Annotated in this window: 3 protein-coding genes; 2 read left to right on the top strand and 1 reads right to left on the bottom strand. The window is 67.4% G+C overall.

Features of this window, described 5'->3' with window-relative positions:
• Positions 1-56 precede the first annotated feature (56 nt).
• Positions 57-926, top strand: coding sequence for a LysR substrate-binding domain-containing protein (locus O3139_RS13390; RefSeq protein ID WP_269514566.1), 870 nt, complete (start codon positions 57-59; stop codon positions 924-926).
• A 159-nt stretch (positions 927-1,085) separates the two neighbouring features.
• Here O3139_RS13390 and O3139_RS13385 read toward each other — a convergent pair whose 3' ends face one another.
• Positions 1,086-2,192, bottom strand: coding sequence for a hypothetical protein (locus tag O3139_RS13385; RefSeq protein ID WP_269514564.1), 1,107 nt, complete (start codon positions 2,190-2,192; stop codon positions 1,086-1,088).
• A 334-nt stretch (positions 2,193-2,526) separates the two neighbouring features.
• Between O3139_RS13385 and O3139_RS13380 the strand changes: the two genes are divergently transcribed.
• Complete coding sequence (locus tag O3139_RS13380; protein WP_269514563.1) at positions 2,527-15,195, top strand: autotransporter outer membrane beta-barrel domain-containing protein; 12,669 nt, start codon at positions 2,527-2,529, stop codon at positions 15,193-15,195.
• The last annotated feature ends 51 nt before the right edge of the window (positions 15,196-15,246 follow it).

The following is a 15,246-nucleotide window of genomic DNA, read 5'->3' as shown; positions in this document are numbered from 1 at the left end:
GCCGGGATCGTGCCGGGCGTCGAGACAAGGAGGCCAAGACCAACAGGACAGAAGACATGGGCGGTCGATTCAAGAACCTGGACGTCGACCTGCTGCGGACCTTCGTCGTGGTCGTCGAAACGGGCAGCTTCACACGCTCGGCGGCACTTCTTGGCCGCTCCCAGCCAGCGATCAGTCTCCAGATCCGTCGGCTCGAGGAACAGATGGCCGCGACGCTGCTGGATCGGAGCGGCAAGAGGTCTGCGCCGACAATGGAAGGGGCGGCCCTGCTGCGCCAGGCCAGAAAATTGCTTCGGCTCAATGACGAGATCGTAGCCGGCACATGCGATGGAGGCGTGGAAGGCCAGGTGCGTTTCGGTGCGCCCGAAGACATAGCCACGACGCACCTGTCCGGCATCCTGGGGAGTTTCGGCTGCAGTTATCCTCGCATAAGGCTGACCGTTACCTGCGACTATACTCCCAACCTGCTCGATCAGATGTCGCGCGGCATGCTCGATCTCGCGCTCGTCAAGCGCGCGTTCATGGGCGCGGACGAGGGCGTGCGGGTCTGGAGAGAACCCCTCGTCTGGGTTGCCGCTGACCCGTCGCTTCAGGAGATTTCGCCCCTTCCCCTGATCGTGGCTCCGGCCCCCGACATATATCGCCGCCGCGCGATCGAGGCCCTCGATGCGGCGGGCCTGTCCTACCGTGCTTCGTTTACGTCACCCGGCCTGTCAGGGCAGTTGGCCGCCTTGCGCGGAGGACTGGGCATTGGCGTCTTGCCGGCCGCGACAGCGCCCCCGGACCTGCCGCGCCTTCACGGACACCTGCCCCCCTTGAGCGACAGCGAGATGGCGCTGGTCTCAAGAAAGGGCGGCGACGGCCCGTCGGAACTGCTGGCCAGGGAGGTCTTGCTGGCCTTGCAACGGTGGCCGTCCCGCGACTGAGGTCCCGGCCTTCTTCCAGGTCATGACTATCGTGGCGGTTGCCGGAAGCGCTGCGCGCCGGGACGGTGCCCGAACAATCCAGGGGCTGATCCTCACAAACCGGCCGCGAGTCCCGGATCCACGTCGTGCATGATGGACTCGTTCAAGCCGGGAACAGGCCTAGTCCAGATCATCAACATCCTGCCTGCGCAGGCTCATTTCAAAATCCATCAGAATATCCATGAGTTCTTCGGCCGTGATAGAAGCAGATTTGGGGCCGAACCGATGTTTAGAAAAACTCACAATATGCTGTATCACACCGATCTGCTCACCAAGTTGATCGAAGAGAGCGGGGGCTTCCAGAAGAAAGTTCTTGAATGCCAGAGGATTTCCGTCATTTGTTAAGGCGCTGTACGCCGTCTCATAGATCTTTATTGTATTTCGAACCTCTACACACGCGCGCCCGATCTCTCTTCGGAGAAATTTTCTGCTTTTTGATATGTAATCTCTGGACGCGCTATCCATAGCGCCGATAGGTTTTACATTCGTGATTCTATCCGCAACGCTTGATATGTCTTTCAGCAGCGCACCCAGGGACCATTTATAATACAAGAAACCCTTCCAGGAGAAAACACCTTCCTGAAATTGACTTGGATTAAGTCTTAATGTCTTTCCGAGTGTATCATTATTCGCACCGGGCGCATTTGACAAAATCATGGCAGCCATACGATCTATGGATCGAGTCTCCGCATTCGGATCTTCCATGCTCAGTTTGACAAGAGGCGTAATCTCCAGCTTGACAAAATCTTGCATGGCTAGCAGATCGCTATCGCTTAAAGCAAAATAGCAATTTGCCGGAACTATGTTGGATCGTGACAGACGCTCTTTTAGTAAAAATGGATCAAGCGAAGGTAGTTTGTCCATAATATCAAGAACGACGAGGTCTTGGCTATCTCTGCTGACGCCAAAATGCTCTTGCATGACGTCTTCAAAATTAATCTGATTTACAAATATATATCTTCCACCTGTTTTAAGGTCGCTCTTCTCTATCGGTATTACAATCTTGGTCGCATTCTTTCGTGGAGCAAAAAACCTATCATGCTCATTCTGTCGAAGTCTGTGCTTGATAATGATGCTGGAGTTCAATTCTCGATTGGCAAATAAAGGCTTCTCGATCCATTCCTGTTCGGTGCCATTTTCTCGATAGACCTTGAGCAAATTCAGGATGCGTGCAGTTGAGCCCGTGCGTTCTAAATCTTCTAGACTGCGAAAAGAACGATAGGTCAACTAAACCTCCAGCTATAGGCACCACCGTCGAGGATGCTCAAGGTTGCCTCGAGGGTCGAACCGATCCCCATTCGGCCATTCAGGAAGCCGGTCTACTGCCGCCCTTATTGGCTATCGTCATTCATAAAAATAGACGGTAAATGCGAAAAAATCCCTATTTCCCTGTTTGACAGGGGAGGCTCCGGTCTGGATCGCGCCATCCTCCGTCCAGGGCACCGCAAGCTGGACCGCCGAATGTACATATGATGCATCAGCAAATCTTATGACCCTGTTCGTCTTCTAAAAGGTTAAAATACCTGTAAGGGTCTGCGCCCGGACTTTGCGGGGGGCAGTCGTGATCAAGCAGTCGAACGAGCCCAAGCTTGTCCGTGTCGCAGGGCTGATTGATCAACTCGCAGCCCGGATCGACCGGGCCCCCCCGGCTTCGGCCAGCTGCCGGGCCGCCGTCGCCGAACTGGATCGCCTTTGCGCCATGCTCTCGGGCTCCGGTGGCGAGGACGTCGAAACCATCGTACGTGCGCTGGGCGAGCTGCGAGAGCGCCTGCTGAAACTCTCCAGGTCGCGCCATCGCAAGCATGTCGATCTCAGGGCGGGACCTCGCCTGGCCCGGAGCCTCAGACGCATCGCGCTGATCGTCGTGGGCATGTCTGCCCTGGCCGTCCCCATGGTGGCTGCGGCCAGGGTGGTCACACCCCCGCTTCTACAATCGTCTCTCCAGATCGGCGACACGGTCATCCATCCGGTGACCGGCATGCCGATGGTGGTCGTCTCGATCGAGGACAATGGCGTCATCGTCGACGGTGACCTGTTCATTCTGACCACCACAGGTATCGGCAGTAGCATTCCCGATCCGGCCTTCGTCCCCGATCCGGCCCATCCAGATGCGCCCGTCCCGCTGGTCACCATTGCGTCGACCACTGTCAACGCCACGACCAATCTGGTTGAGCGGGTGACGTTTACGGACTCTCGGACATTGGACGTCGTCACGACGCTGAGTCTGACCGATGCGAGCGGCGGTGCGGGCGGCGACACCCTCACCCTCCCGGCCGGCACCGACGATCTCAATAGCCGGACGTTCGTCCAACGGGGCAGCGGCGGCCGGGGAGGGCGCGATGGAGCGCTGTTCGTCTCCGCACGGGCCGGGGGCAACGGCGGGACGGGACCGACGATCAATGAAACCGTTGGTGCGTCCAACGGGAACATCACGACGGTGACCGCCGCGACACCGGGCCTGATCGCGGCCAGTATTGGCGGCAACGGCGGGGGCGGCGGGACCAGCTATCTGGGATCCGGCGGCGCGCGCGGCGGTAATGCCGGGGCCGGTGGGAGTGCCACCCTGACATCGCGGGTCGGCACGATTTCGACCACAGGGGCCGAGTCTCACGGTGTGGTCGCCCAGAGCCGCGCGGGACGCGGCGGACCCGGCGGCGGAAGCATCGGCTTCTCGAGCGGCGGTTCGGGCGGTTCCGGCGGTGTCGGCGGCACGGCCACCGTTACGAACTATAGCACCATCACGACGCGCGGCGTCGCAGCGCACGGGGTCTTCGCCCAGAGCCTCGGCGGCGCGGCCGGCGACGGCGGCAGCAGCTATGGCATCACCGGCTCGGGTGGCGACGGCAATACGGGCGGTGACGGCGGGCAGGCCGAGGCCATCAATTTCGGCAGCATCACCACCTACGGCAGTGCCTCATTCGGTGTCGCCGCCCAGAGCATCGGCGGGATCGGGGGGGATTCCGGCAATGCGGGCGGGATCGTCACCTTCACGTCCAGCGGAGCGCCGGGCGGAAACGGCGGTACGGCAATCGTCAGGGCCGAAACCGGATCGGCCATCACGACAAGCGGAACCGGTTCGCACGGTCTGTTCGCGCAGTCGATCGGTGGAGGCGGCGGCAACGGCGGGGTCAGCGCAGGCCTGGTCTCGCTGGGAGCCCAGGGCGGAACGGGCGGTAACGGGGGGCAGGCCGAGGTTCGGGCCGGGGCCGGGACATTCGTCACCACCCATGGCGATTTTTCCCATGGTATCTTTGGTCAATCGATCGGCGGTGGGGGCGGCAACGGTGGTGTGACCGCCGGCGCGGTGGCGTTCGGTGCCGGCGGGAGCGGGGGCGGGATCGGCCGCAACGTCATCATCGATTCCGGAGCACGGATCGAAACGACCGGCCTGGGGTCGCGCGGGATCTTCGGCCAATCGATCGGCGGCGGCGGCGGATCGGCCTATGGCACCGGCGGCCTGGTGTCGCTGGGGGGCAGTGGCGGAGCGGCGGGCACGGCCGGCACGGTCACCATCTCGACAGGCGCATCCAGTCGCATCGTCACAGAGGGACGCGGCGGCGACGGCATCTTCGCCCAGTCGATCGGCGGCGGCGGCGGCTCCGGATCGACCTCTGGCGGTTTGGTCGCCCTGGGTGGTGTCGGTGGAGCCGGCGGCAACGGCAATATCGTCACGGTGACGAACAACGGAACGATCGGCACCAGCGGTGATTTCTCACGCGGCATCTTCGCTCAATCGGTCGGCGGCGGCGGTGGGAACGGCGGCGAGGGTGGCGGGCTGGTGACCCTCGGCGGTCGCGGCGCGGCGGCCAGTGATGGCGCCGCCGTCACCGTGACCAACGCGGGCGCGATCGAGACGGCGGGCCATCTGTCCAGCGCCATTCAGGTGCAGTCGATCGGCGGCGGGGGTGGGGACGGTGGGTCCACCGGCGGTGCATTCGCCATCGGCGGCGGCGCAGGCGGCGGCGGTCGTTCGGGCCTGGTGACCGTCAACACCAGCCACGATCTCACGACGAGTGGAAACGACTCTCACAGCATCTTCGCGCAATCGGTGGGCGGCGGTGGCGGGAACGGCGGCGCGGCCGGGTCGCTCAGCGCTTTCGCCGGTGTCGCCATCGGTGGCTCGGCGGGCAACGGCGGCGACGGCGGCCAGGTCGATGTCAATCTGACGCCTCGGACGGTCACCGTGCTGGGCGCTGCGACCACGCTGAACCCCTTGATCCAGACCAGCGGCGATCGTTCGCGCGGCATCTTTGCCCAGTCGGTGGGTGGAGGCGGCGGCAACGGCGGATTTGCCACCCAGGTCACGGGCGGGTTCATCGGGGCCTTCAGTCTGGCCCTGGGCGGAAGCGGCGGCTCCGGCGGTCTGGGCGACCTCGTCAGGGTCGATGGCCAAGCGTCGATCCTGACCGAGGGCGACTATTCCGAAGGCCTGTTCGCCCAGTCCGTGGGCGGCGGCGGCGGGAATGGCGGCTTTGCCGTGTCTCTTTCCGGCGCGGGCGGCCCCGGTGGCGGCTCGGTTTCTGTCGGTGTTGGCGGCTCGGGTGGCTCTGGCGGTCGGGGCGGACAGGTCGCCGTCGACTCCGGCGGCCTGATCCAGACGCGCGGTGACTTCTCGACCGGTCTGGTCGCGCAGTCGGTTGGCGGCGGGGGTGGCAACGGCGGGTTTACCGTCACGATCGCGGCGGCGGCCGGTGCCGCCGGTGCGGCCTCCGTGTCGGTGGGCGTCGGCGGCTCGGGCGGGTCGGGCGGTGCCGGGGGTCAGGTCACTGCGGATTTCGATGGCGCGATCCATACCGGGGGCGATGACGCGGGCGGAGCCCTGATTCAGTCCGTCGGGGGCGGCGGCGGGAACGGCGGCTTCAGCGTAAGCGGTGCCATCGCGGCGTCGGCCGGCGCATCGGGCAGCGTCGCGGTGGGGATCGGTGGCTCGGGCGGCTCAGGCGGGGCTGGCGGCACCGTCACGGGTCATGTGCTTGGTGACGTAGAGACCCTGGGCGACCGGTCGACCGGCGTGGTGGTCCAGTCCGTCGGCGGCGGCGGCGGCAACGGCGGATTCAACATCACCGGCTCAATCGCTGGCGGCACGGGTGCCGGGGCGCTGGGCGTCGGACTGGGCGGCTCGGGCGGTGGTGGCGGTGCGGGAGGCTCCGCGACCGGCAGCACGGGCCGCAGGGTCACGACCTTCGGGGACCAGTCCGGCGGTCTGCTGGTCCAGTCGGTTGGCGGCGGTGGCGGGAATGGCGGCTTTAACGTCACCGGCTCGATCGGCGCAGGCGGTTCCTTCGGCGGTGCCGGTGCCTTTGGCATGGGCGGGTCGGGAGGATCGGGCGGCAGCGGCGGCCAGGTGCGCGGCGACGCCTACGGACGGGTCTACACCGAGGGCTTCCAGTCCAGCGGTGTCGTGGTCCAGTCGGTGGGCGGCGGCGGCGGGAATGGCGGCTTCAACGTTTCGGGCGCGATCGGCGGTAGCGGCTCGTTCGCGGCGGCCGTGGCGATCGGCCTCGGTGGCTCGGGCGGCGGCGGCGGCAACGCCGGCGAGGTCGACGCGAGCGCGGTCGGCATCAGCACCCTCGGCGATCAGTCCGGCGGTTTCCTGGCCCAGTCGGTTGGCGGCGGCGGCGGCTCCGGCGGATTCAATGTCTCGGGAGGGATCGCCGGCTCGGGTGGCAGTGCCGCGGCCGTAACGGTCGGCCTCGGTGGCTCGGGCGGCACCGGCGGTGTCGGCCGACGCGTCGGTGCGACCGTGGTCGGCGATGTTACGACCCTGGGTGATCAGTCCAGCGCCATCGTGGCCCAGAGTCTGGGTGGTGGCGGCGGTTCGGGCGGTTTCAACGTCTCTGGCGGGATTGTTGGAACCGGAGGTGCGGGCGGAGCGATCAACGTCGGCCTGGGGGGCTCGGGCGGCGGCGGCGGCAGTTCGGGCGCGGTCACCCTGGCGGTGACCGGAGCGGCGCGGACGGCCGGGCTGGGCAGTGACGGCGTCCTGGCCCAGTCCGTGGGCGGCGGAGGCGGCAACGCCGGGTTCAACATCACCGGCGGGATCACGGGCTCGGCCGGGGCCGGCGGTACGATCGGCATCGGTATCGGCGGGTCCGGCGGATCGGGCGGGACCGGCGGAGCCGTTTCGCTGGACGTCAATTCGGGCGTGGCCGATCCGGCGCGCAGTCTGCTGGCGGTCCAGACCGGGGGCGACGGTGCGCGTGGCATCGTGGCCCAAAGCATCGGTGGCGGGGGCGGCAATGGCGGCTTCAACATCACCGGCTCCATTTCGGCTTCGCTGACAGCGGGCGGCAACATCGGTGTCGGCGTGGGCGGCAGTGGTGGCGATGGCGGAGACGCCGCAGCCGTAAGCGCCCGGATCAACGGCGATGTCCTGACGGCGGGCGACGATGCCTCGGCCATTCTGGTCCAGTCGCTGGGCGGCGGCGGCGGGAATGGTGGCTTCAACGTATCGGCCGGGGTGGCCCTGTCCCAGACGGGGTCCGGCAATCTGCTGGTGGGTGTCGGCGGCCTGGGGGGCGGCGGCGGCGATGCCGGCAATGTCGATGCGACGATCACGTCCGATATCGAGACCTTCGGCCAGGGAGCCTTCGGCGCGAGCGCCCAGTCGCTGGGCGGCGGCGGCGGCAACGGCGGGTTCAACATTACGGCGGGCCTCAGCCTGACGCTCGGCAGCGGCCTCAGCGGCAATCTGGGCGTGGGCGTCGGGGGTTTCGGCGGCGACGGCGGCATGGGCCGCAATGTCACGGCATCCCTGACGGGGAATGTCCTGACCCGCGGCGACGAGGCTCACGGTGTGCTCCTCCAGAGCGTCGGCGGCGGCGGCGGCGCAGGGGGTTTCAACATCACCGGGGGCCTCAGCGCGGGATCCGGGATGGCCGGGACCATCGGTGTCGGCCTGGGCGGCTTCGGCGGCGGTGGCGGCAATGCGGGCACGGTGACCGGTACCTTGACCGGAGACGTCACCACCCTGGGCGACGGTGCCTTCGGGGCAATGATGCAGAGCGTCGGCGGTGGTGGTGGCGCGGGCGGCATGAATGTCACCGGCACCATGGCACTGACGGCCAGCAGCAGTGCTGCGGTCGGGATCGGGTTCGGTCTTGGTGGCTTCGGCGGGGACGGCGGCGATGGCGCCAGCGTCCAGGCGACGGTGACCGGGATCTACAACACTCGCGGTGATGAAGCCGATGGTGTGATTGTCCAAAGTCTTGGCGGCGGCGGCGGAGCGGGTGGGCTCAACATCACGGGCTCGATCGTGGCCGGAGCGGGTACCGCCGGGTCAGCGGCCATAGGCATCGGTGGCTTCGGCGGCGGTGGCGGCAATTCCGGAACCGCAGGCCTGACCCGTGTCGGTGACACCCGCACGGACGGTGCGGACTCAGACGGGATCATTGTCCAGAGCATCGCCGGTGGCGGCGGCGCGGGCGGACTGAATGTCTCCGGCGGGATCGCGGCGACGACAAACGGCAATGCCGGAGCTTTCGGATTCGGCCTCGGCGGGTTCGGCGGCGACGGCGGTGACGCGGGCGCCGTCACGGCTTCGATCACCGGCAATGTGATTGCGACGGGCCTGGGTTCGGACACCCGGATTGCCGCGGTGGATCTCGGTGACTCGGCGACCGGCGATGTGTTGCAGCCCGGGAGCCGTGAACGGCTGAACGGCTCGAACGGGGTTCTGGTTCAGAGCGTCGGCGGCGGGGGTGGGGCCGGCGGGTTGAACGTCACGGGCCAGATCTCTGTGACGCCGCCCGGTCCGGCCAATGCCGGGCGTGCGGTCTCGATCGGCATCGGCGGCTTTGGCGGCGCCGGCGGCGACGCCGGCACGGTGAACCTGACCCTGCGCGGGCCGGGCGCGACCCGGATCCAGGCGGTCTCCGCCGGTGATGATCGTTCGGCGGTGACCGCGCAATCGATCGGCGGTGGCGGCGGCTCCGGCGGGATGAACATCTCTGGCGGCATCGCCATGGACGGACAACTGACCGCCGGCATCGGCGGCTTCGGGGGGGGCGGCGGTCTGGGGCGTGATGTCAGCGCCAGCGTCACGGCAGACCTTTTCGCGGCCGGAAACCGGTCACGCGGCCTGATGGTTCAGTCGATCGGCGGCGGTGGCGGCCACGGCGGGATCAACCTTTCCGGCGGCCTTCAGGCCGATCGTCAGGCGACCGAACCCTCGATGGTGTTCGGCATGGGTGGAAACGGAGGTGCGGGAAACCGCAGCGGCAATGTGACCGTGACCCAGCGGGGCCAGGTCCAGGTCGAGGGCGTCGATTCGACCGGTATCCTGGTTCAGAGCGTGGCCGGCGGCGGCGGCTCCGGCGGGCTGAATGTCGCCGGAAACATCACGACCGCCGGTGGCACGCGCCGCCTCAGCGGTCTGGCGTTTGCGGCCGGAATCGGCGGTACCGGCGGCGCGGGCGCCGATGCGGGCGACGTCAGCCTGAACAGCGTCGGCAATGTGATCGTCAACGGCAGGCTGGTCACCCCTCCGGGCGGCGGAGCCTCCGTTCTGCAGGCTGTCGACTTTACCGGAGGCTCGGTCGGCGTTCTGGTTCAGTCGATCGGCGGCGGGGGTGGTTCGGGTGGCCTGAATGTCACCGGTGTCCTGGCCCCGAGCGGACAACCGGTCGCGGTCGGCATCGGTGGTTCGGGTGGCGCGGGTGGCCATGCGGGCTCGGTCACTGTGACCCGTGGCTACGAAACGATCGGAGGGGTCGAGACGCGAGCGTCGGCCCTGATCCGCACCTTCGGTGACAGTTCGACCGGCCTGCTGGCCCAGAGCGTCGGCGGAGGCGGCGGCAATGCGGGCATGAACCTGACGTTCGCGGCGACCCGCGGGTCCTCGGTGAGCAATCCCGTGGCGGCCGTGGTCAGCGTCGGAGGCAGCGGTGCCGACGCGGGCAATGGCGACACGGTCAGCGTTCGCCATGCCGGTGACATCGTCACCGACGGCGAGACGAGTGACGGCCTCTTCGCCCAGTCCGTGGGCGGCGGTGGCGGCAACGGCAGTTTCAACCTCGGTCGCGGGCTGATGAGCGACGCAAATGCGCTGACCATGGCGGTCGGCGGCTCCGGCGGAGCGGCCGGCAGCGGCGGGGACGTCCAGGTCGCCCACGTCGGCACGATCGTGACGTCCGGCTACAACTCGGCCGGTATCCGGGCGCAGAGCATCGGCGGCGGCGGCGGCAATGCATCGGTTGACGATGTCTCGAGCGAAGAGGCCACCAACGAGCTGACAATGACTCTGGGCCGCGCGGGTGGCCTTGGCGGAACCGCAGGTGACGTGTCGGTCATCGCAGGCGGGGCCATCGACACGTCGGGCGATCTCTCCTCCGGCATTCTGGCCCAGTCGATCGCCGGCGGCGGAGGTAGCAGCGGCTTTGTCTCGATCGGAGCATCGACGACGACGGAGGATGACGAGTCCTACAACGTCGGCCTGTCCATCGGTCTGAACGGCGGGGTCGGGGCGGTTTCGGGCGACGTCTCCGTAACATCGAGCGCTGCGATCGTGACGCGCGGGGCCGAGTCGCGGGGCATCATGGCCCAGAGCGTCGGGGGTGGCGGCGGCGAGGGCAGTTCGGCCAGCGACATGGTCGCCCGCGATTCCGGCACGGCCGGCTCAGCCGGTCTCGCGGTCGGCGGGTCCGGGGGCATCGGGGCCGTCGCAGGTCAGGTGTCGGTGACCAGCACAGGCAGCATCATCACCCTCGCAGAGAACTCGGACGGCATTCTGGCCCAGTCCATCGGTGGTGGCGGCGGCACCGGAGGCAGTGTCGTCGGTGAATACGAAAGCCTGGAAGACATCATCGCACCGCCCTCGATCGAGGACATCATCACGGGGCTCGTGACCCTGGATCCGGGCGGCGGCGGCGGGGGTGGCGGCTCGGGGCCTTCGCGCAGCATATCGGTCAATGTGGGCGGTGACGGCGGCACCGGCGGTGACGGCGGCGCTGTCTCGGTGGTCAATCGCGGCCTGATCGCGACCTCCGGCCTCAACTCGGCCGGCATCCGTGCCCAGTCCGTCGGCGGCGGTGGCGGCATGGGTGGGGCCGTGACCAACATCCGCGTGGCCGGCACACGCAGCGCCCAGTCGGTCGACCTCAATGTCGGTGGCTCGGGCGGCGTCGGTGGCACCGGCGCCTCGGTCAGTGTCCTGAACGAAGGCTACATCCAGACCCTCGGCCGCGACGCCATGGGTATAAGCGCCATCAGCGTGGGCGGTGGCGGCGGCGACGCCGGTCTGGTGCTCGATATCGTGGCCGGGGTGACCGGCACCAGCGAGCAGGACCATCGTGTGGCGATCAACGTCGGTGGCAGCGGCGGCGTGGGGGGCACGGGCGGCAATGTCAGCGTCATCAACCGCCCGACGGGGGCGACCGGATCGGGCACTATCCTGACGCAGGGGGAGGGTGCATACGGTATCTTCGCCCAGAGTCTGGGCGGCGGCGGCGGAAATGGTTCGTCCATCCTGCAGATGACCGGCCTCAGCGTCGGCACAGACTCCGTCTCGATCGGCTTCAACCTCGGCGGCAGTGGTGGCAGCGGCAATGCGGCCGGCCGCGTCGATGTGCTGAACGGCGGCCTGATCGACACCTCGGGCGCAGGGGCCCACGGCATTGTGGCCCAGTCGATCGGCGGCGGAGGCGGCAACGGCGGCATGGCTGTCGCGGCCGGCGGGGCCCTGGCATCGACGGGCACATCGCCGCTGATCGCCATCGGCGGAACCGGTGGCAGCGGAGGCAACGGGGGTGCGGTCACCGTGACCAATACCGGCGCGATCGTGACCCGCGGCGCGGGCTCGCACGGCATTGTGGCCCAGTCGATCGGCGGCGGAGGCGGCAATGCGGCGGTGGGTTTCAGCCTGACGAGCGACGTCGGCAGCCTTGCGATCTCCAACGCCCTGGCTGCGATCGTCGGTGCCACGGGCGGCGGCACCGGCGGTACCGGTGGCAGCGTGACCGTGAATCACTCGGGTGACATCACGGTCCTTGGCGAAGGCTCCGTCGCGATCCGGGCCGAGAGCATCAATGGTGGTGGGGGCACCCTGGACCTTGATTTCTCGGCGCTCACCGGCCTCCTGGGAACCGCTCTGTCCGGGCCGGGCGGCGCGCCCGAGGTCACCGAGCCGGTCATCCGTTCGCGGGCCGGTGGCGACGACGTTTCCAGCATGAACGCAGGCTCGGTGACGGTGAACAGCACCGGCACCTTCGGACTAGCCGGCGCAAACAGCCTGGGCCTTTCGAACCAGTCGATCGGCGGCGGCGGGGGCACGATCGACCTTCAGGTCGGCCTGGCCGCGCCCGTCGATCCGACGATCACCGCGCCGGCCGCGCCGGTCGCCTTCGACATCGGTCTGGGCGGCGTCGGCGGCAGGGACAACGACGGTGGCGACATCGGTGGCGGCCATACTGGCCGCATCACCACCCTCGGGCGCAACACGCCCGGCGCCCTGATCCAGTCCATCGGCGGTGGTGGAGGGCGAGCCATCCTGGACATCGAAGTTCCGACAGGGGCTTCCCTCGGTCCTGTCGCCATGACGCTGGGTGCTGCCCGGACGCTCAATGCCACAGGCGGGGATATCGTTCGAACCCAGGGTGGCCAAGTGGTCTCGGTCGGCGATCTGTCTGCCGGTGCGATCCTGCAGTCGATCGGCGGCGGCGGCGGATCGGCCAGCATCCGCATCTCGGGCGCGGGCGCTGCGGCATCTCCTGTTGCCGACGGACGGAACGCCTTGCCGGCCACGACCCTCAAGGTCGACCCCGAGGGTCCGCTTGTGCTTCCGGCGGGCGACGACCTGGCGGCTCCCGCCGTTCCCCAGGTAACGATCGCCATGGGTGCGCAGGGCGGCTCGGGCCTCCACGGCGGCCTGATCAATGCAGGGTTCACCGGGGGCGTGACGACCCAGGGGGCCCATGCGCCCGGACTGATCATCCAGTCGATCGGGGCCGGCGGGGGCGAGGTTCGCCTGTCGGGCGTCGCGTCGCCTGGCGTAAGTCTGGGCGGCTCGGCGGGGGCGTCCGGCAACGGCGGCAACATTGCGGTGACCAACAGCGGCCGGATTTCGACGGCAGGTGCCGGTTCGCACGGTGTCTTCCTGCAATCGATCGGCGGCGGCGGAGGAGCCGTTTTCGGGGCCTTCACCGCGCCGACCGTGAGCCTGAATCGTACGAATTCGGGCGACGGCGGCGCGATCGTCTTCAATCAGACCGGCGACATTGTCGTGTCCGGCGCACGGACCTACGGCCTTATTGCACAGAGTCTTGGCGGCGGCGGGGGCTGGGTCGATGGCCTGTTTGCGGGCACGGCCGGGGGCACCGGGCGCGGCGGCACGATCGATCTGACGGTCTCCGGGTCGATCTTCGCACCGGATGCCAATGGAGTGGGCGTGCTGGCACAGAGCCTGGGGTCCGCAGGCGCGGGCAACATCAACCTGACGTCCAACGGCCTGATCCGCGGGGGTGCTGTCGGTGTGCGGTTCTCCGGCGGCGCGAACAACCGGATCCGGACGTCAGGATCCGTCTCGGCCACCTCGGGTCTGGCGATCGACACCGGAGCCGGGAACGATCGCGTCGAGAACACCGGTCAGATCTTCGGCAACCTCGACCTGGGGTCCGGCAACAACAGCGTCCTGAACGGGGTCGGTGGTGTCTTCACCGCCTTCAGCATCATCGACCTTCAGGACGGGCCAGGCAGCAGCGGCACCTTCACGAATGCGGGCGATTTCCTCATGGGCCTGAGCGCCTCGCGCCTGCCGATCGACCTCGCGGGGGGCGCGACCTTCGGCAATCTGGATCGTATGGGCGATCCCTCGCTCAATCTGTTGTTCGGGGCGCGGGTCAACAACACCGTCGCTTTGGACGGCAATTTCGTCCAGACGGCCGCCGGCCATCTGGCGTTCGATGTCGCCTTCGGTCCCTATGCGTCCGATCGCGTCAATGTCAGCGGTGATGCGACGGTCAACGGCACCGGCGACGTCATCCTGACCTGGCTGGAAAATGCCGATCGCGTCACCCTGTTCGCAACGGGCGGTAACGGGACCGACAATGGTCTGAATATCCGCGACACCCTGGGCCTGGATTACCGGATCGAGGCCGATGGCGACGGCGTGCATCTGGCCTTCACGCCCCGCTTCGGACAGCCGTTCCTGAACGTGAATGGCCGCACCCTCGGGTTCCACATGAATTCCGCCATCCTTGAGGGCGGATCGTCCGGGATCGGTCGCCTCATGACCCTGATCGGCAATCTCCAGACGGGCGATGAGGCGCTCTACAGCTCCATCTTCACCGAACTGAATCCCGAGCCCCTCGTCGCCATGTCCGTCGCCCAGTTTACGGCCGCACGGGATTTCTCGAGTCAGATGTTCAACTGCGGTTCGGTCGTCGATCCCGCGACAGACCGTTGCGCCTGGGCCCAGGTCGAAATGAGCAGTTTCGATCGCGACACCGACTTTGAGGCGTTCAGTGTCCGCAGCGAGGCCACGGCGCGCTTCCGGGCCGGCTTCGAGCGACCGTTGCAGGATCGCTGGATGCTGGGCGGTGCCATAGGCCACGACCGAATTCGGTCGATCGAGGTCGGGGATTGGCGCGCGGTATCGGAAGGCACCGGCTTCCATGGCGGCCTGGGCCTTCGACGCAACTCCGACAATGGGGTCCAGGTCGCCGTGTCGATGAGCGGCGGCTGGCAGCAGATCGATACGGCACGGGCGGTCAATGTGTTCGAACCCCTGGAAGGGACCTCTTCGCCGAACAGCGGCTATCTGCAGGCCAGTGCCCAGGTGGCGCGCATCTTCTCGAGCGGCGCACTGTTCGCACGTCCGGCGTTCAGGGCCTCGGTGACGGCCCTGCACCACGCAGGTTTCAAGGAGGCCGGTCTGGCAGGTCTCGGGGTCGAGGGTCATGCCAATACGGACCTGATCGGCACCCTCAACCCGGAACTCTCGCTCGGCTTTGCTGTGGGCGATCAAACCCGCAACGGCGTCACCTTCGCGGTGACCCTCGGTGGAGTGTTCCACACCGATGACCAGCTCACATCGCCAATGCGCCTGCAGGGCTCCAATCCCGAGGCCATGCCGGCATACATCGCCAGCCCGATCGATGGTCAGGCCTACCGGGCCGGTGCAGAGTTGCGCTGGTTCGGCGACCACGGTGAGTCATTGCGTCTGAGCTACACCGGTGAATACGGTGACCGGACCGAAAGCCACTCGGCGGGCCTGGACCTGAGGATCCGGTTCTAAAGACGAGAGGCGGATGCTGTCGGTTCCGCGCTGACGTTTTACTCCCGACGC

It is taken from the genome of Brevundimonas subvibrioides (assembly GCF_027271155.1).
Taxonomy (GTDB): domain Bacteria; phylum Pseudomonadota; class Alphaproteobacteria; order Caulobacterales; family Caulobacteraceae; genus Brevundimonas; species Brevundimonas subvibrioides_D.
This window is presented reverse-complemented; position numbering and strand designations above follow the sequence as displayed.

Coding starts and splice junctions, on each gene's coding strand:
- O3139_RS13390 (WP_269514566.1), top strand. CDS start 57: ATGGGCGGTCGATTCAAGAACCTGGACGTCGACCTGCTGCGGACCTTC.